19 protein-coding genes are annotated in these 18,949 nt (G+C 37.2%); 14 read left to right on the forward strand and 5 right to left on the reverse strand.

Going from position 1 to position 18,949, the window contains the following annotated elements:
- Window positions 1-2 precede the first annotated feature (2 nt).
- Genes HNP36_RS15655 through HNP36_RS15670 form a run of 4 tightly spaced genes read left to right on the forward strand, consistent with a single transcriptional unit; the run spans window position 3 to window position 4,836 of the window.
- Window positions 3-1,061: a patatin-like phospholipase family protein gene (locus HNP36_RS15655; protein ID WP_184165661.1), complete on the forward strand. Its 1,059-nt coding sequence runs from the start codon at window positions 3-5 to the stop codon at window positions 1,059-1,061.
- A 38-nt stretch (window positions 1,062-1,099) separates the two neighbouring features.
- Window positions 1,100-1,861: an SDR family NAD(P)-dependent oxidoreductase gene (locus tag HNP36_RS15660; protein ID WP_184165663.1), complete on the forward strand. Its 762-nt coding sequence runs from the start codon at window positions 1,100-1,102 to the stop codon at window positions 1,859-1,861.
- Window positions 1,768-3,138, forward strand: a complete 1,371-nt coding sequence (locus tag HNP36_RS15665) for a phosphatase PAP2 family protein (RefSeq protein WP_184165666.1) — start codon at window positions 1,768-1,770, stop codon at window positions 3,136-3,138. The genes HNP36_RS15660 and HNP36_RS15665 overlap by 94 nt, the downstream gene beginning before the upstream one ends.
- A gap of 3 nt (window positions 3,139-3,141) precedes the next feature.
- Window positions 3,142-4,836 (forward strand): bifunctional alpha/beta hydrolase/class I SAM-dependent methyltransferase, encoded by a 1,695-nt coding sequence (locus tag HNP36_RS15670; RefSeq protein WP_184165669.1) that lies wholly within the window; start codon window positions 3,142-3,144, stop codon window positions 4,834-4,836.
- A 183-nt stretch (window positions 4,837-5,019) separates the two neighbouring features.
- On the opposite strand, the gene HNP36_RS15675 is transcribed toward HNP36_RS15670, so the two are convergent.
- Both HNP36_RS15675 and HNP36_RS15680 read right to left on the reverse strand, forming a co-directional pair.
- Window positions 5,020-5,589: a YceI family protein gene (locus HNP36_RS15675; protein WP_184165672.1), complete on the reverse strand. Its 570-nt coding sequence runs from the start codon at window positions 5,587-5,589 to the stop codon at window positions 5,020-5,022.
- A gap of 73 nt (window positions 5,590-5,662) precedes the next feature.
- Entirely contained in the window at window positions 5,663-6,073 is a 411-nt protein-coding gene (locus tag HNP36_RS15680) for a hypothetical protein (RefSeq protein WP_184165675.1), read from the reverse strand.
- Window positions 6,074-6,128: 55 nt separating this feature from the next.
- Between HNP36_RS15680 and radA the strand changes: the two genes are divergently transcribed.
- Together radA and HNP36_RS15690 are read left to right on the forward strand one after the other, a co-directional pair.
- On the forward strand, window positions 6,129-7,478 hold the full coding sequence (gene radA / locus HNP36_RS15685) for a DNA repair protein RadA (protein ID WP_184165678.1): 1,350 nt from the start codon (window positions 6,129-6,131) through the stop codon (window positions 7,476-7,478).
- A 47-nt stretch (window positions 7,479-7,525) separates the two neighbouring features.
- Window positions 7,526-8,122 carry an ACP phosphodiesterase gene (locus HNP36_RS15690; RefSeq protein WP_184165681.1) on the forward strand — a complete coding sequence of 199 codons (597 nt, stop codon included), beginning with the start codon at window positions 7,526-7,528 and terminating at the stop codon, window positions 8,120-8,122.
- A gap of 466 nt (window positions 8,123-8,588) precedes the next feature.
- Here the strand turns inward: HNP36_RS15690 and HNP36_RS15695 are convergent, their stop codons facing one another.
- Window positions 8,589-9,089 carry a DUF6702 family protein gene (locus tag HNP36_RS15695; protein WP_184165685.1) on the reverse strand — a complete coding sequence of 167 codons (501 nt, stop codon included), beginning with the start codon at window positions 9,087-9,089 and terminating at the stop codon, window positions 8,589-8,591.
- Window positions 9,090-9,158: 69 nt separating this feature from the next.
- Between HNP36_RS15695 and HNP36_RS15700 the strand changes: the two genes are divergently transcribed.
- Together HNP36_RS15700 and HNP36_RS15705 are read left to right on the forward strand one after the other, a co-directional pair.
- The gene (locus HNP36_RS15700) at window positions 9,159-9,737 is read left to right on the forward strand and encodes a HupE/UreJ family protein (protein WP_184165956.1); all 579 of its coding nucleotides are present in this window, start codon (window positions 9,159-9,161) and stop codon (window positions 9,735-9,737) included.
- A gap of 67 nt (window positions 9,738-9,804) precedes the next feature.
- Window positions 9,805-12,195, forward strand: a complete 2,391-nt coding sequence (locus HNP36_RS15705; RefSeq protein ID WP_184165688.1) for a M1 family metallopeptidase — start codon at window positions 9,805-9,807, stop codon at window positions 12,193-12,195.
- Between the two features lie 269 nt (window positions 12,196-12,464).
- Here HNP36_RS15705 and HNP36_RS15710 read toward each other — a convergent pair whose 3' ends face one another.
- Together HNP36_RS15710 and HNP36_RS15715 are read right to left on the reverse strand one after the other, a co-directional pair.
- Window positions 12,465-13,163: a LytR/AlgR family response regulator transcription factor gene (locus HNP36_RS15710; protein WP_184165691.1), complete on the reverse strand. Its 699-nt coding sequence runs from the start codon at window positions 13,161-13,163 to the stop codon at window positions 12,465-12,467.
- A complete protein-coding gene (locus tag HNP36_RS15715; RefSeq protein ID WP_228456407.1) occupies window positions 13,163-14,269 on the reverse strand; it encodes a sensor histidine kinase in 1,107 nt (368 codons plus the stop codon). Before HNP36_RS15715 ends, HNP36_RS15710 begins: the two co-directional genes overlap by 1 nt.
- Before the next feature lie 151 nt (window positions 14,270-14,420).
- Between HNP36_RS15715 and HNP36_RS15720 the strand changes: the two genes are divergently transcribed.
- The 6 genes from HNP36_RS15720 to HNP36_RS15740 all read left to right on the forward strand — a co-directional run bounded on the left by HNP36_RS15720 (window position 14,421) and on the right by HNP36_RS15740 (window position 18,913).
- The gene (locus HNP36_RS15720; RefSeq protein WP_184165695.1) at window positions 14,421-15,113 is read left to right on the forward strand and encodes a DUF2490 domain-containing protein; all 693 of its coding nucleotides are present in this window, start codon (window positions 14,421-14,423) and stop codon (window positions 15,111-15,113) included.
- Between the two features lie 17 nt (window positions 15,114-15,130).
- Entirely contained in the window at window positions 15,131-16,417 is a 1,287-nt protein-coding gene (locus HNP36_RS15725) for a CitMHS family transporter (protein WP_184165698.1), read from the forward strand.
- A gap of 78 nt (window positions 16,418-16,495) precedes the next feature.
- Complete coding sequence (locus tag HNP36_RS15730) at window positions 16,496-17,713, forward strand: cation:dicarboxylate symporter family transporter (protein ID WP_184165701.1); 1,218 nt, start codon at window positions 16,496-16,498, stop codon at window positions 17,711-17,713.
- Window positions 17,714-17,930: 217 nt separating this feature from the next.
- Window positions 17,931-18,065 (forward strand): hypothetical protein, encoded by a 135-nt coding sequence (locus HNP36_RS19315; protein WP_262889263.1) that lies wholly within the window; start codon window positions 17,931-17,933, stop codon window positions 18,063-18,065.
- Window positions 18,066-18,241: 176 nt separating this feature from the next.
- Window positions 18,242-18,520, forward strand: a complete 279-nt coding sequence (gene groES, locus HNP36_RS15735) for a co-chaperone GroES (RefSeq protein WP_184165704.1) — start codon at window positions 18,242-18,244, stop codon at window positions 18,518-18,520.
- Window positions 18,521-18,598: 78 nt separating this feature from the next.
- Entirely contained in the window at window positions 18,599-18,913 is a 315-nt protein-coding gene (locus tag HNP36_RS15740; RefSeq protein WP_410494192.1) for a four helix bundle protein, read from the forward strand.
- The last annotated feature ends 36 nt before the right edge of the window (window positions 18,914-18,949 follow it).

An 18,949-nucleotide genomic window follows, 5' to 3' on the forward strand; every position in this document is an offset into this window, starting at 1 on the left:
TCATGAGTGAAAAATTTAAAAGAGCCGTATTGTTTTCAGGAGGCGGAACCAGACTGATGATCTACCTCGGCATGTTTGCCGCCCTGGAAGAACTGGACATGAAGCCCGATATACTGATAGCCTCATGCGGGGGAGCATTTGCAGCAGCGGTAATCAATGCTTTTCCTGATAATATTTCACGAAAGGAATATCTGAAATCAGAAGAGTATTTCCGGTTCGTATCCGGAACTGTTTTAACCAATCATAAAAAACTTTCTCAGATTGGGCTCTTTTCATTAAAAAAACTATTCGACAAAAGAAATGCATCTTGTATAGAAGACGTTTTTAACAGGTATCTTGTTGAAATGCCCCAGGATTTGTCTGAAGTTTTTCCTTCATTAAAAAACACCAGGTTTTCACAGGAAATCCCAACAGTGATTATAGGTTCAGAAATGCTTTTTGTTCCAAAAGAAACAGGACTGAAGAGAAACGACAGGAAGCTGTACCGGAAAGTTATTTTAACTGATTTCAAAACTGCTGAAAAAATAAATCCGGAACAGATCATTATAACATCTGAAAATCTGTTAAATAGTGCCATAGAAAAGCTTTCGTTAATAAAAACTGATATTTCCTTGCTTGAAAGTGTCCGGATTTCCGTTTCCGATATGTTTTATGTGGAACCGGTTTTTCTTCACGGAAAATATTTCGCGGGGGGAGCTATTGATCTTATTCCTATTGAACTGGCCCAACATCTTGCCAAAGAAATTATTATTGAAAAAAAGCAGCCGTACAGCCCCGTTGAAGAAGCTCTCGTACGTGCCGTACTTGGTTTCAGCGGTAATAAAAGGCTTTCTGAGATTGAAAAATTCCCGGTGAATTTCAAAATTAACACTACAAACGTTAAACAGGATTTGAAAGGACATTATCTTAAAAAAAGTATTACCTGGAGAAAATTTGAGATGGTTTTTTCTTTTCCTGAAACATACAAGCAATTTACGGAAGATATGGAAATGCAGTGGCAGTACGGTTTTGATCAGACCCTTAAATCTGTTGGAGGGCAATCACCCAACTTTCAGTTTTAAAATCTATTTTTACATAAAATTCAAATCAATCATCTCTCATGAATGTTTTTATAGCAGGTGGAACTTCCGGTATTGGCTACGCTCTTGCCCGGCATTATCTTGAAAAAGGATATTGCGTGGGAGTCTGCGGAAGAGATCTGAAAAAAATCCCTGAAAGCCTTTCTGAAAAATTTAAACCTTTTCAGGCAAATGTTTGTGATATAGATTCTATTTCGGCTGCGGTGCATTCATTTACAGGCCATGAAAACAATCTGGATATTTTCATCAATTGCGCAGGAAGCTATGCTGAAGATGTTGCAGGAAAAATTTCTTATGAAGAGGCTGAAGAAATGCTTCAAACCAATATTCTGGGAACAGTTAACTGCTTTGAAACTGCCAGGAAAGCAATGAAAGGGCATACAAAAGGAAAGATTGCAGTTATTGCTTCTGTCTCCGGAATCATGGACTATGAAAACTCCAGCCTGTATACCAAGACAAAACGGTCTGTGATCCAGATCGCCGATGCTTACCGCCGGGCTCTGAAACCGTTTGGAATTTCCGTAACGGCTGTTGCTCCCGGATATATAGACACCGGAAAATTACGGCAACTAAATAACAATGACCTGAGTAAAAAACCATTCCTTACCGATGTTGAAACCGCTGTGAATATTATTTCTACAGCTATTGAAAAGCAGGAAAAGCTAATAATTTTCCCTGCAAAAATGAAGTGGATGATGAAATCATTATCCTTACTCCCATCTTTTTTATTGAATATAATTATGTACAGGAAAGCCCAATGGATGAAAGACGACCAACCATAAAACAGCGGATTTATGCTTTCATTCTGTGTGCCCTTGCATTCATGGTTATTTATAATTTTGCAGCATGGTATACGTCAAAGGCTGAAAAAGTCCCGTCATTCGTATTTGATTTTGAAAAGCAGATCCCGTTTCTGCCATGGAGCATTATTCCGTACATGACCAGCGGTATTTTTTTCTGTTCGGTATTTTTTATGTGCCAAAACAAAGGACAGCTAAAAGTTCTTACAAAGAGAATGCTTTTTGTCACTGCTGCAGCAGGCATTTGCTTCGTTGTATTTCCGCTGAAATTTTCTTTATTAAAGCCTGAAACAGATGGTTCTATTCTAAACTATTCTTTTCTGTTTCTGAAAATATTCGATTCCCCTTTTAACCAGTCTCCGTCACTGCATATTGCCTATGCCTTTATTTTTTGGACGGTTTTCAGGAATTTGGGAAAATTACGGACCTTTTTAATGTTGTGGCTTATTTTACTTGGAATTTCTACGCTTACGACCTATCAGCACCATTTCATTGATATTCTGTCCGGAACCGTTCTTGCCCACATCAGTTTTGTTATTTTCCCATACCGCAAATATGATTTCCAGTACAGAAATTTTCACATTGCCAATTTTTATTTTTTGTCCGGATGGATACTGATCTCTACAGCCTTATTCCTGGACAGCTTTTTTAATCATTTTTGGCTCGTTTTACTTTGGCCTGCTTTAATGATTATAATTATCGGATATCATTATCAAAAAAATAACGTTCATTTTCTAAAAGACAAAAAGGGAAACATTTCATTATGGCGGAAGATCTTTTATGCACCTTATCTTATAATCTATCGGAGCTTCTGGAAATTTTTCCGGAAAAATAAGAAGCCTATCGAGATTTTACCCCGTATCTGTATTTCTTCGAGGCCCGACTCTAAAGACTTGAATAATTTCGAAATCAGCAGCTATACTTTGGTGTATGATCTTTCAGCAGAAATGGAGGAAACATCAGCATTAAAAAAGGACCTTTCCTACCATCCGTTTCCTTTTCTTGATATCGGAACTTTCGACATACATGAAACGCAAAAACTGGTTACAGAGATTACAGAGAATTATAAAAAACTTCCAACGGACGGAAAAATACTTATACATTGCACTATGGGCTTTACAAGAAGTACCGTCATAGGTATATTAGTAATGAAAAATATTCTATCTTTACCCATACCAGATGCAGTGGAAACTATGAAGAAGATGAATAAAAATGCAATAATTCATCCCTATCTGATGGATTTTTTGAAAAAAATTTAAACTATGAACAACGGACATTTTAAGAGTTTTGACGGCAGTACCATTTTCTACCGTGAATGGAATTACCAGCCTCAACAGAAAAGTATCATTATCATCCACCGTGGCCATGAACATTCAGAAAGACTGAATGATATTGCACAGTCGCCGCAGTTTTCCCAATATAACATTTTTGCTTTTGACCTGCGCGGGCATGGCTATACAGAAACCAAAACATCTTCCGTTTTCATGGATTATGTGCGGGATCTTGATTCTTTTTCCAAATTTTTAGGAACAGAATACCATATAAAAATTTCAGATATTTTCGTTTTGGCAAACAGTATCGGAGGGGTTGTTGCTTCAGCCTGGACCCATGATTTTGCTCCGGATATTGCAGGAATGGCACTTCTGGCTCCCGCTTTCAAAATTAATCTTATCGTCCCGTTAGCCAATGAAATGATCACGCTAGGAACAAAACTAAAAAAAGGACTGATCATTAAAAGCTATGTAAAATCTAAAATGCTTACTCACGACCCGGAACAGCAGAAAGCTTATGATACCGATCCTTTGATCACAAGATCTATAGATGCCGAACTTCTGATTGATCTTGCAAAAGCAGGGAAACGTCTGGTAGAAGATGCAGAAGCTATTGATACACCGGCCCTGATTCTGGCAGCAGAAAAAGATCATGTGGTTTTCAATAAGGAGCAGAAATCCTTTTATGACAAACTTGACACGGATCTGAAAAAATATGAAGTATTGCCTGGCTTTTTCCACGGAATCCTTTTTGATACCGGAAAAGAAAAGGTATACGATAAAGTTGCGGATTTTGCCGCAAAATGTTTTAGCAGAACTCACAAAACCGTATCTCTTCACCCTGACCGTTTTTCTGTAAAAGAATACGAGGATCTGCAGAATAATGTCGGGAATAATCTGAATTTTAAATTTCAGAAGTTTTCACTTAAAAATATCGGGAAAATAAGTAACGGAATGGCCATCGGCCTGAAACATGGCTTTGATTCCGGTGCTTCCCTTCATTACGTTTACCAGAACCAGCCAAAAGGAAAATTGGGTTTCGGAAAAATGATGGATAAAAATTACCTCAACGCCATTGGCTGGAAAGGAATCCGTATCCGTAAGGTTCACCTGATCCAACTTTTGGAACAGAATATCCAAACTCTGAAGAAAGAAGGCCGGAAAATTAAGATTCTTGATATTGCGGGCGGAACAGGAAATTATTTATTTGATATTAAAGAAAAATATCCTGAAGCAGAAATTGTTATCAATGAATTTGTAAAGGACAATATTGAAATCGGAGAGAAAGTAATCAGAGATAAAAATTATCAGAATATCCGCTTTACAAACTTCGACTGCTTTGATCCTGAAACTTATAAAAAACTGGATTTCGAACCTAATATTACAATTATTTCCGGTATTCTGGAACTGTTCGGAGATAATGAAATGGCTTCAAGAGCTGTTAAAGGAGTAGCTTCTATTTCTGAAAAAGATTCTTTCGTTGTCTATACGGGACAGCCGTGGCATCCTCAGCTGAAAATGATTGCCTATGTTTTGAATAATCACCAGAACAAAGACTGGATCATGAGAAGACGCTCACAGAAAGAGCTCGACAGGGTATTAAAATACAACGGTATTGAAAAGGAGCATATGCTGATTGATGATTATGGAATCTTCACAGTTTCTTCAGGAAGGGTAAATTTTTAAACCATACTCTTGAATCTCTCGCAGATTTAGCTGATCAAGCAGATTAAATTATAGCGTAAACATCTGCATCATCTGTTAAATCTGCGAGAGATTTAAAAAAATTAGGATTATACTGACTGCAACAGTTTAATAAAAAAGGTTTCTCAAATAATTGAAAAACCTTTTTTTAGTTTATTGAGAGAACTAGTGTTTTACCAGCTCAAAATATAAGCTTACTTCTACATCTTTAGCGACTCCGGCACCTGTTGGATCATATTTAATCCCATAATCCAGACGGTTCACCGTGAATTTTGTCTGGAAACCCATCACTTCTTTTCCCTGTTGGTTTTTAGTAACCCCTCCGAATGTTACCGGAACACTGATTTCTTTTACAGTCTCCTTAATTTTCAGGGTTCCTTTCAGTGTATATGAATTATTTTTATCCTTAGTAATGGAAGTACTGTGAAAACTCATTCCAGGATATTGATCAGCATCAAAAAAATCGGCGCTTTTAAGATGCTTATCTCTCATATCCACACCTGTATTGATGGAATTCACCTCTACCCCAAAATCAAAAACGGCATTGTCCAGATTAGCACCTTCAGCAGTTATTTTTCCTTTAAAAGAATCGAATCGTCCCTGTACGAAGCTAATACCCATATGCTTGATATTAAAGTTCACAGAAGAATGCATGGGATCTACCGACCATTCAGTCTGTGCAAAACCCAGAACGCTTAACAGCGTGAATACGAATGATAAAAATACTTTTTTCATAGTACTATATTTTTATGTTATTTTTAATTGGAGTAAAGATATGCTATAAAATGTAATTCATTATTGATGTAGGTTAGTTTTTAACCTTAGTTGAAAGTATTCTGGAATAAATAACATCAAAAAGACACACCACGACACAAATTACCATCGAATTCAGGTATAAAAGTAAATCTATCAGATGATAATCCGTATTGTCTGTAAAATAAGTAACAGGACTGGCCCCGGACAGCATTAACATCAACAGGTAAAGGATTTCAAACAATACAGCCATCTTCCATATCGAATTATAGCTTCCTTTGAATATCGCGACTGTTATCAAAGCAATAACGGTAATAATCAAAGATCCGACAAGAACGGCCGTTGACAGCATTCCAAACTTCCCGCCAGGCAGCTTAATGAATTCACCACTCCAGTAAGCAAGCTGAGTGTTGAGAAAACTCATGACAACAAATACGGCCAGGCTTTTCAGAAGAACATTTTTCATGTGTGAAAATTAACTAAAATTCTGAAAGGACATTCATTTTTTTTAACTTCGCAGTATGGCAAAACTGAAAACAGCATATTTCTGTCAAAACTGCGGAACCCAGTACTCCCAATGGATGGGACAATGTAAAAACTGTGGGGAATGGAATACCCTTGTGGAAGAAGTGGTGGAAAAAACTTCATCCAAAACTCCGCCTTTTTCAAAATCAAAACAGCATGTCATCAACATTATTGAAGTTGAGACCAGTGAAGAACCCAGAATAAAGACCCCTTCCGAGGAACTGAACCGTGTTCTGGGTGGCGGAATTGTATTGGGTTCCGTAACCCTGATCGGAGGTGAACCCGGAATCGGTAAATCTACACTTCTGCTTCAGCTGGCCTTAAAAATGAAGAAAAAAATTTTCTATGTTTCAGGAGAGGAAAGTGCTTCACAGATTAAGATGAGGGCAGACAGGCTTACAGACATTCAAAATCCGAACTGTTTTCTTTTCACAGAAACTTCATTGGAAAAAATCCTTCACGAAGCCAAAAAACTGGAACCGGATTTCATGATTATTGACTCTATCCAGACCCTTCAGTCGCAACTGATAGAAAGTTCACCCGGAACCGTTTCCCAGATCAGGGAATGCTCCAATGAGATCATCAAATTTGCTAAAGAAAACAATACTCCTGTTTTCCTCGTAGGCCATATCACCAAAGACGGTCAGATTGCCGGACCAAAGGTATTGGAGCATATGGTGGATGTGGTTTTGAATTTCGATGGGGACAGAAACCACCTTTTCAGGCTGCTCAGAGCTAATAAAAACCGTTTCGGATCTACTTCCGAGATCGGGATTTATGAAATGGTATCACAAGGTTTAAAGGAAATAAGAAACCCTTCCGAAATCCTGATCACGAAGAAATTTGAAGAACTTTCAGGCAATTCCGTTGCCGTAACTCTTGAAGGAAACAGGCCAATGCTTCTGGAAATACAGGCATTAGTAAGCACAGCAGTTTACGGTACGCCGCAGAGAAGCTCTACCGGTTTTGATGCAAAAAGACTGAATATGCTGTTAGCTGTTCTGGAAAAGCGGGCAGGTTTCCAGCTTGGCGCAAAAGATGTCTTTCTGAATATTACAGGAGGTATAAAAACGGATGATCCTGCATTAGATCTTGCCGTGGTGGCTTCCATTCTTTCTTCCAATGAAGATATTGCCATTTCCGAGCACTTTTGTTTTGCAGGAGAGATTGGGCTAAGTGGTGAAATCCGGCCAGTGGCGCAAGTTGAACAGAGAATTACAGAAGCTGAAAAATTAGGCTATGAAAAAATATTTGTCTCAAATCTCAATAAAATTCCGAAAAGGAAATTCGGGATCAAAATTGAAGAGGTAAGCAAAATTGAGGATTTCCATGAAAGGATTTTTTAACAGATTAAGCGTGGCCTTCATTCACATATAATTTATACCTTTAATCTATGAATTATTTGGCTCACTCTTTTCTTTCTTTTACCGACGGGCAGATTGTAGGACAGTTTCTTGAAGATTTTATCCGGAACAATGAACGTTATTCTTTCCCGAAAGATATCCAGGACGGCATTACGATGCACAGGGCAGTTGATACATTTACAGATTCCCATCCCGCCATCCATGAAGCCAAGAAAGTATTTTCACCTTTAGTCAGGCTTTATGCCGGTGCTTTTGTAGATGTTGCCATGGATTATTTCGTAGCTACAGACCTTTCCCTGCATTCTCCGGCTGAATGGAAGGCTCATTCATTACGGGTCTACAGCGTGCTTCATGAGCATGAGAAATGGCTTCCTGAGAATTTCAAAATGATGCTGGCTAAAATGGAAGCGGATGACTGGCTGTACAATTACCGTGAAGACTGGGGCATTAAATTCAGCATGCGGAATGTTCTTAATAAAGCCAAGTACCTGAATCCGGAAATCCCTGTTTTCGAAGCATTTATGGAAAACAAACCTTTTCTTCAGGAATGTTATAATAATTTCTTTCCGGATCTCCTCACCCATGCCAAAGGAATCAATTCACTGATCCAGATGGAAAATAAATAAAAAACACTCACAGGGAACGTAAGTGTTTTTTAACAATTTGTGTTATTAGAATCTGCTGTTTAATTATGTTTATTTCTTTCTATCTGAATCTATTCCAATCCCTACTTAATCCGATAAAATTATTAAAACACAAAAAGCTATCCTTTCTATTTTCATTAATTTTATTTTTTAAAGAGATAAAATTGTTAAATCATATTTATCTGCAAAATTATAATTTCAATAAAAAGTATAATTTAATAAACCATTAATTAAAAAATAATCATCTAAAAATAGCTCTACACAAATATAATTTATTTTAAAGAAAAAACAAATAGCATATTCGTTAAATAATAAAATATTATTATAAATATAATATTAACAACAAAATTCAATAAATGTTGAAAAATAATTATTAAAAATAATTTCAAAAATGATACAATTTAAAATTATTAATCATCAATTGGTGATTTAATATTTGATGGAAAATTTAAAACTGCCGATACAGATAGCGGTTCGGATAGGTCAGCTTTTCACTTTTCCTTTCACCGTTCACAATCATGTGAACAATATTGATCTGATCATCAAAAATATTATATAAAAAACTCACAGCAGTTTCAATTTTTTTAGGAGATGCTACCTTTTCTGACTCAAGAAAAACATTCACAGACTCACTGTCTTCTTCAAAACCTACATAATTTACCTTTAAAAACTTTCCATCAGCTTTCAGTTTAAAATATTCGGCAAAGTATTTTTCCAAAGCATCGTTAAGCTTGCTCTTATATTTCTCATCATTAAAATGGAAAGAACTTCCGTATTTTTTACCCAGCCCGTTTTCCAGATCATCCAGGAAAAACCTCCCGGTAATCTCAAAAGATTTTGATTGGGCATTATAATTAATTTCTACAGATCCTACGTGATAAGGATGCTTCACTTCTGAAAAAGAGAATAAAAAAAACAATGGTAGCAAAAACAGCCATAAGTTCTTCATAAGTCCTGACCTTTAAAATTTGTTCGAAATTAATCATTATTTTCGTACGCATTATATTTTTACGTTATGATGCAGGATTTTCTATTCTATTTAAACCTTGGCTGGGAACATATTATTTCTCTTGATGCCCTGGATCACCAGTTATTCGTGCTGGCTCTGATTGCCGTATATTCTTACAACGACTGGAAAAAAATCCTGGTTCTGGTTACAGCATTTACAATCGGGCATTCCATCACATTAGCATTAAGTATTCTTGATGTTTTCAGGGTTCCTTCTGCCTGGGTAGAATTTTTAATTCCGCTTACTATTGTACTGACTTCTCTGGATAATATCTTTATGAAAAACAAAAAACAGACGTTGATGCGGGCCAATTACTATCTGGCAGCTATTTTCGGCCTCATCCACGGAATGGGCTTTGCCAATACAGCAAGGGTAATGATTGCCAAAAGCCAGAGCATTGCCATGCCGTTGCTGGGCTTTAATACCGGACTGGAACTGGGACAGATCGTTATTGTAACAGCTATTCTCATCGCTTTATTTATCCTGTTGAATCTTTTCAAGGTTAATAAGAAAGACTGGATACTGTTCGTCTCTTCCGGGGTATTTGCATTGTCTTTAAAAATGACTTTGGAAAGAATTCCGTTCTAGCTTTGAAACATTTTCAATATTTCAACTACTTATTATTATCTTTGATAACTTTTAAATAAATCCGGTAATGAAATTAAAAGCAGTACTATTTTCATTTTCTGTATTTGCATATACAGGCTTCACCGCACAAAATATTCAGAACAATCCTGGAAGTAACCACGGAAACAGATTCGAACAGCTTGGGACCATTCTTCCTACCCCCAATATTTACAGAACAGCTTCGGGTGCTCCCGGACAGGGATATTGGCAGAACAAAGCTGATTATGACATCACAGCTTATCTTGATGAAGACAAAAGAAACCTGAAAGGTTCAGAAACCATTACCTATTACAACAATTCTCCGGATGACCTGGATTATATCTGGCTGCAGCTGGATGAAAATGAACAATCCAATATAAAAAATGCAGGTTTTGCATTTTCTTCTAGCCTGCCGGCTTCTACTACTGATCAGCAACTGAAAGTAACTGAGCTTCCTGAAAAAGATAACGGCTATGGGGTAAACCTGGAAAAGGTAACGGATGCTTCAGGAAATCCTTTGAAATATACGGTGAACAAAACCATGATGCGTATTGATCTGCCGAAAGTTCTAAAAAAAGGAGAAAAACTCGTCTTTAAAGTAGACTGGAATTATAATATCCCAAACAGAATTAAAATGGGTGGCCGTGGCGGTTATGAAAATTTCGCGGAAGACGGAAATGACCTGTACACTATGGCGCAATGGTACCCAAGAATGTGTGTATACAGTGATTTCCACGGATGGCAGAACCACCAGTTCACAGGACGCGGGGAATTTGCATTGGTATTCGGAAATTTTAAAGTTTCCATGAATGTCCCTGCAGATCATATTGTAGGCGGAACAGGGGAATGTAAAAACTATGAGCAGGTTTTAACCTCAGACCAGATGTCAAGATACAGAAAGGCTGAAAACGCTGCCGAACCTGTGGAAATTGTAACATTGGATGAAGCGAAAAAGGCTGAAAAAAATCATTCCAAACAAAGAAAAACATGGGTATTTGCCGCCAATGACGTTAGGGATTTCGCATGGACCTCATCCAGAAAGTTCGTGTGGGACGGAATGCGCGTTACAATCCCTGAAAATAATAATAAAGTGATGGCAATGAGCTTCTACCCAAAAGAAGCTTATGGACTTTACAGAAAATATTCAACAAAGGCAGTTGCCCACACAATTAAAACCTATTCTGAATTCACGATTCCTTATCCATATCCCGTAGCACAGTCCGTCGAAGCGGCCAACGGAATGGAATACCCGATGATCTGTTTCAATTTCGGAAGAACGGAAAAAGACGGAACTTATTCCGAAGGAACCAAGAACGGAATGATTGGAGTTGTGATCCACGAAGTTGGACATAATTTCTTCCCGATGATCATCAACTCAGATGAAAGACAATGGAGCTGGATGGACGAAGGTTTAAATACGTTCACGGAATATCTTACAGAGGAAAAATGGGATAATAAATTCCCTTCAAAAAGAGGACCAGCATGGACGATCACAGACTATATGAAGCTGCCAAAAGACCAACTGGAGCCGATCATGAGTAATTCTGAAAATATCGCTCAATTTGGCCCGAATGCCTATTCAAAACCGGCTACAGGTTTAAATATTCTTCGTGAAACCATCATGGGAAGGGAACTTTTTGACAAAGCTTTTAAAACCTATGCTAAAAGATGGGCATTCAAGCATCCCGAACCCGCAGATTTCTTCCGTACAATGGAAGATGCCAGCGGAGAGGATCTTGACTGGTTCTGGAGAGGATGGTTCTACGGAACAGATCCTGTAGACATTGCCATTGATAAGGTAACTGTTGCCACTCCGGACCTCAATACTCCCCCACAGGAAGCCCAAGAAACAAAATATAAAGTGGAAAAACCGCTTCAGAATTCTTTTGAGGATATTTCAAAGATCAGAAACAGGGAGGATAAAAATATTACCTTCTATGTGGATAAAGACAAAGATCTTCAGGATTTTTATTACAGATATGACAGAGGCCAAGAAAAAGTAGACAATGATAAAGAATATACTGTAAAAGCAGAAGCCGGTCTTCCATTAGATTCCAAAGACAAGGAGAAATTCAAAAATCTTACAGGATACCAGATTGATTTTGTAAACAAAGGAGGACTGGTAATGCCGATCATCCTTGAATTCACTTTTGAAGACGGATCAAAACTATACGACAAATCATCTGCACAAATCTGGAGACATAATGAGCAGAAGGTTTCAAAGACTTATTATTTTGATAAGAAGATCAAATCCATACAGCTTGATCCAATGAGAGAAACTGCAGATATTGATACTTCTAATAATTTGTGGAGCAGCAGCGGTTCTGATGGCCAGGTTTCAAAATTCCAGTTGTTTAAACAGAAACAGGGAGACGGTCCGGTAAGAGGTGGCTCCAATGGAAAAGAAAATCCGATGCAGGCAGGCGGAAAGAAATTATAAAAATAAAAAAAGGTTGTCCCTATTTGAGGCTGCCTTTTTTATTGAATTTATTATATTTTTTGGCTAAAGCCTTTTATGTTTCTTTAAATCATTAAGCGGGCTAAAGCCCGCTCCTATTGAATTATATAATTCCGGAAAAGAAAAAATCTGCTCAATCAGCTTAATCTGCGAGAGATTTTTTAACGCAAAGTTTCATTCACATTCCGAAAATTAAAGTTTGTAAAGAATGAATCAATTTTTCAAATTGATTGATGAAGCTGTTGTTGAAATTAGTTCAGGTAAGCTTTCAAAGAATTCTTATAAGTCCTTCCAAGCGGAAGTTTCTCCCCATCTTTAAGATACACATGAGCCGTATCATATGAACTGATATGAGAAGACAGGACAATATATGACTTATGAATTCTTATGAATCCCAGATTTTGAAATTTCTCTTCAAAATTAGACATCCGTTCAAGGAGCATATACTTTTTCAGATGGGTTACCAGAATGATATATTCTCCAAATCCCTGCACCCACCGCACATCGTCCAGAAGTACTTTATTCATCACATAATTGGATTTGAACATAATAAAATCCTCTTTCTTCTGATGTTCCGTAGAATTTTTAAACTGCAAGAAATCTTTTGCCTTATTAATTGCTTTCCTGAATGTATCAAAATCTACAGGCTTTACAAGATAATGAACAACATCCAATTCAAAGGCTTTAACCGCGTATTGAGTTTCCAGAGTGAGAAATATGCACAGCGGTTTGTAAGGTAACTGGTGTAAAAGCTCAATTCCGTTGATGTAAGGCATATTGATATCCAGAATTACCAGATCTACTCTATTCTGTTTAAGATATTCCAGTGCTTCTTCCGGATTCTGAAAAATTTTCAGCAGATCCACATCTTCCATCTGTCCGCAATATTTTTGGATAAGCTGGAGCGCCGGATATTCATCATCTACACTTACGATTGTCAGATTAGCCATTACAATTTTATTTTTAAGATCGTCTGATAGTTATTATTTTCTATAGGTTCAGATATAAAAGTAAATCTTCCTGCGTAGTTTTTTTCAAGAATATTGATTACCGCTTCATTCCCCAAACCACTGTCATTCAGATTCCCGACAAGGTTCTTCTTCCTGGCCACGGAATTCTGAATTTCAAATAAAAGTTCCTGATCAAGTATTTTATAGCCTACCTTAATATAACTCCCCTCTTCTATTCCCACAGCTGAATGTTTCAGGGCGTTTTCAAACAGAGTAAGGCATACAGAAGGCGGAATATCAATTAATTCCAGCGTTTCTTCATCTTCAACAGTAAAAGTGATGTTCAAGACATTATTGTACTTTAACTGATATAATCCAGCAAGAGATTTAATGGATGAAAACTCCTGAGCCATACTGATTTTATCCTTTCCTGTATCATAAATCACATACTGAAGCAGTTTACTGAGTTGCAATATAGATTCCGAGGTATTTTCCGAAGGCTGAAAGCTTTTGGAATAAATATTATTAAGCGTATTGAGTAAAAAATGGGGGTTCATTTTAGATTTCAAAAGATCAAGGTACAGCTGGTCTTTTTCCTCACCCAGGTCTTTAAAATCCTGCTCTATCAAAAATTTATCCTTTGTAATTCCAAGAAATGAAGCAACAAGTATCACAATTCCCTGTGCGGTATATACATTGTACAGAAATTTTGTATTGGAAAGGTTTTCATTAAAACTCATATTAAAAACCGCCGGTTCAAGCAGAATCCTGAAAAGGCTCGAGACCAGAAAAGTGATCAGGGCAAAGAGAATGAATTCAGGATATTTATTGGAAAGATAAAATTCAGGGACGAGATAAGAATAGACGAGACTGTAAATTCCGACATTAAAAATAATGACTGATATAACACTCCAGATGAGTTCCGGAACATCCAAAAAGTAGTTTTCGGTAAAAAAAGTAATTAAAATGAAGATCAAAAGGAAAAGAATGTGCTGAAACTTCAGCAAAAGTCCCCAATGATATTCCATCAGCTTTTTCAAAACTTTCGCATTAAACAAAAGCCTGAAAACCAACAATATAAATACAATATTTACAATTAAAAACATCTAAAAACCTCAATTTTCAATCTTTCAAATATACCATCTTTTTAAGCCCGCCGTGCAGTTCACTGATAAAAACTGTCATTGATTGAAAAATAAATCTGCGGCTGGTTCTTATAAATATATTTGAAACATCAGGATATTAACTCAATATTACATGAAAATTAAATTCAAATTAATCATTATTCTGCTGTTCGGAATAATCCATCAGGCAGATGCTCAAAGCCGTGATAGCTACAATATGTGGTTCCAGTATCTGATGTCGGCAAGACTGACGGATAAAAGTACTTTAACGGCTCTGTCACAATACCGTTCCTTTGACCTGGCTTATGACACAAGGCTTTTCCTGGTTTCTGCCTACGTAGATTACGAAGTAGCCAAGGAAGTAAAACCCGCTGCCGGATTCATGTTCCTGGTACTGGATTCCTATAAATCTGACAATACCAAAAAAGAGAGGTATGAAAAAAGACCTTTCCAGCAGGTAACACTAGGAGGTAATATCGGAAGAACTTCGGTTTCGCACCGTTTCCGGGTGGAAGAAAGATTCATAAGCAATCCCAATGAATTTATCGTTCGTCTCCGTTATCTGATTTCTCTGAGAATTCCATTTAACAAAGCAGGAGAAAAAGAAAAACTGTACGGTATCCTGAAAAATGAATTAAGGATGAATGTGGTAAAGGAAGATCCGTTCGACAGCAACCGTTTAACAGCCGGACTTGGCATTAAAGTAGGAAAAAATTCAGCGATTGAAGTGGCTTTTATCAACCAGCTGGAAACTGGTTCCACAAGCAACTATGGCTACATCGGCTACAGAAACAGCTTCGACTGGAGAAAAAACAAAAATAAATAACTATAAATCAATCACCTATGCTTACATTCCTCGGATTTCTCATGATCCTGATCTTTATGGTCCTGATCATGAATAAAAAAATGACACCGCTTACAGCTTTGGTCATCGTACCGGTAACCATTGCTCTTTTCGCGGGTTTCGGACCTGAACTGGGAGATATGATGAAAAACGGTGTCAAAGAAATAGCGCTAACAGGTGTGATGCTGATCTTTGCCATCCTTTATTTCAGTTTAATGATAGACACTGGCCTTTTTGAGCCTTTAGTGAATATAATTTTAAAAGCTGTTGGGGACAATCCCATCAAAACAACAATAGGAACTGCCATTCTTACAGCCTTGGTTTCACTGGACGGCGATGGTTCTTCCACGTATTTAATTGTAGTTGCTGCAATGCTTCCGCTTTACAAAAGACAGGGCATGAATCCGTTAATTCTTACCTGCATTATTATGCTGGCTGGCCAGATTATGAATATTCTACCCTGGGGAGGTCCTACCGCAAGAGTTATGAGCTCCCTGAAGCTTGGGCATACAGAAATCTTTGTTCCTATGATCCCTATCATGGCTATAGGTATTCTATGGGTTATATTTGTGGCTTACATTTTGGGAAGAAGAGAAAAAATAAGGATTGCCAAACACGGAAAATTTACCAATTACAACAGCAATGATATTATTGGTGAAGCAGATCCTAAACTCCGTCGTCCCAAGCTGATTCTAATTAATCTTGCCCTTACAATCACTCTTTTAGTGGTGATGATCCTTGATATTGTTCCTTTAGGCATTGCCTTTATGATTGCATTCTGTATTGCTTCCATCATCAATTATCCAAAACTGAAAGACCAGCAGAAAATTATTTCCAAACATGCAGGAAACGCCCTATCAGTAGCAGGAATGATTTTCGGAGCAGGAATTTTCACGGGAATTCTGAATGGTTCAGGCATTATGCAGGCAATGGGAAACAGCATGATAGAAATAGTGCCGAAAAGCTGGGGAGGCTATCTGAATATTGTGACCGCCCTATTCAGTATTCCGCTTACTTTTTTCCTGTCCAATGATGCCTATTATTTTGGGATACTTCCTATTATTGTCACTACCGGACATCAGCTGGGAATTTCACCGGAAATATTGGGACGGGCAAGCCTTATCGGGCAGGGTTCTCATCTTCTGAGCCCGCTGGTTCCTTCTACCTATCTGCTGGTATCACTGGCAGGTGTGGAATTTTCCGATCATTTGAAGTATACTTTAAAATGGGCTTTGGGCTCCTCCATTGTGATGCTTCTGGCAGCGTTGATTCTTGGTGTGATCTAATCTCAATTCGTTAATTATTATTATATTTCGGATATGTAAAAAACTCCCGGTTTTGCACAGACAGTATATTTTTTTCAGATGAACCTTTTTGAAACTAAAAAAACATTCACAGGAAGATATTTAAAAAATCTTACCTTATATGTATTTGCCGCAATTCTCGGTGGAGTGCTTACAGGACATTATGCACCTGAGACAAGCATTAAACTGGGAATTGTGAGCCGGTATTTTTTCATGGTACTGGAAATGATCATCCTTCCTATTATTTTCATGGCGATCATGTACGGGATCTGCCAGCTTTCAGGGATCAAAAACGCGAGGAGTATCGTATGGAAAACTATTCTGTATTTTCTGATTTTAAGCTCTATTGCTATTGTTTTAGGATTTATTTTCGGTTTTGCGGTAAAACCCGGAGCCGATACGGGAATTGATACCTCCAGGATCAGTAAATCTCTTCCCAGAACCTTTGAAATCAATGATGCAAGTTTATCCGGCAGGCTGTATCTTAACAGGCATGGGATTTTCCTTATCACTTCAATTGTAGCCGGAATTTTTATGAATCTCTCCAAAGGAAGGGAAAAGTTCCTGAACATATTGGATCGCGGCCTTAAGGTTTTTTACACGGTAATCAAATATCTATACATCATTCTTCCGGCTGTTATTTTCTGTAATATCGCTTATGGAATTGCTGTTTATGGTATCAATACCCTTTTACCCCTCAGTAAAGTAGTGGCAACGGTTTATCTTGCCGATATTGTTTTTATTTTCGGGATTTTAGGGGCAGTAGCTTATCTGTTTAAAATCCAGCTGTGGAAATTTTTACTGGATTTAAAAGAGGAAATCATCCTGGTAGTCACTACCTCTTCCTCAAAGACCGCTTTCCCTCTGATCTTTGATAAAATGGAATCCGAAGGGTACAGCAGAAAAATTTTAGGATTTGTAATTCCTTTGGGATATAATTTTAATCTTTCGGGAGCATGTATCTATATTTCCGTTACCTGTTGTTTTCTTATTCAGTTTTATGATATTTCACTCAACTTAAGTGATTATCTGTGGCTTTTCGTCATTATTTCCATAACCTCAAAAACTGCTTCAGGTGTTCCGGGATCGGGATTTTTAGCTCTTATTTTTACCTTAAACAGATTTGGGAAAATTCCGTTAACGGATATTGCGCTTCTTTACAGTGTGGACCGTTTTATGAATGAAGCGAGATCTGTTACCAATTTTATCAGTATCGCTATTTCCGGGGCTGTGATTTCAAAAATAAATCAGGCTTCAAAAAAACATGAAATACAGTAATATTTTTCTTACCTTTTTTTGATTCAATCATACTATCTCACATTCAAACATATACAATACTGATTTTCAAAATACAAACTCCAATAATTAATCCACAAACAGTGAATAACCAATTCATATTTTCCCTATCTTTGAATAACAATTACACACCAAATCGTCAAAAATCCTGATTGACTATAAATGTTCAGGAATCTAAAAACAAATTAAAATATTAATCATGAAAAATGCTAAATCATTAAGCAGAGACGCCCAAAAATTGATTATGGGAGGTGCTGCCAGACTTGTTTGCTGTGAATGGAACGAACAGGGAAAATGTATCTTATGGATAGGACCGGGACAGAACTGCCCTTAATTCACAGAATTATTAGAATTAAATACAAAAAGCCGGAAGTTTCCGGCTTTATCTTTTTCATTTTTCTGCCAAATTTTCACATCCACACATAAAAGTCTGCCATTTCAGCCACCGCCATCTCATGGCATACATTTAGAGAATTATTAGACAGAAATAATTAAAAAAATAAATATATTATGTCAGTAAACTTTAAACCATTGGCAGACAGAGTTCTGATAGAGCCAATCGCAGCAGAAACTAAAACAGCATCAGGAATTATTATCCCGGACACTGCAAAGGAAAAGCCGCAAGAAGGTACTGTAGTAGCAGTAGGTCCTGGTAAAAAAGACGAACCTACAACTGTTCAGGTAGGTGACAAAGTACTTTATGGAAAATATTCAGGAGCTGAATTGAAATTGGAAGGTAAAGATTACTTAATCGTTAAGGAAGGAGATCTTTTAGGAGTGATTGGATAAAAGCAGTAGGCATTAGGCTATAAGCAATAGGCAATGAGAGACTACAAAAAATATGACACCTGGAAAATTGCCCACGAGTTGGTAAAAGAAATTTATATTATTTCTGAAAATTTTCCAAAATCAGAGCTTTTTGGTTTAACGTCTCAAATAAGAAGAGCAGCAGTTTCTGTTCCAACAAATATTGCAGAAGGCTGCGGAAGAGCTACAGACAAAGAATTTGCAAGATTTTTAGAAATAAGTATAGGTTCTACAAACGAAACCGAATATTTACTATTCCTTTCCTGTGATTTAGGTTTCACTTCCGAAGACCAGCTATCAGGCCTTAATCCAAAACTGAATTTAATCAGACAAAAAATTATACAACTTAGAAAAAAATTATTAAATAATAATTAACAGCTTCAGGGCAAAAGCTTACTGCTTACTGCCTAA

The organism is Chryseobacterium shigense, assembly GCF_014207845.1.
Classification (GTDB): domain Bacteria; phylum Bacteroidota; class Bacteroidia; order Flavobacteriales; family Weeksellaceae; genus Chryseobacterium; species Chryseobacterium shigense_A.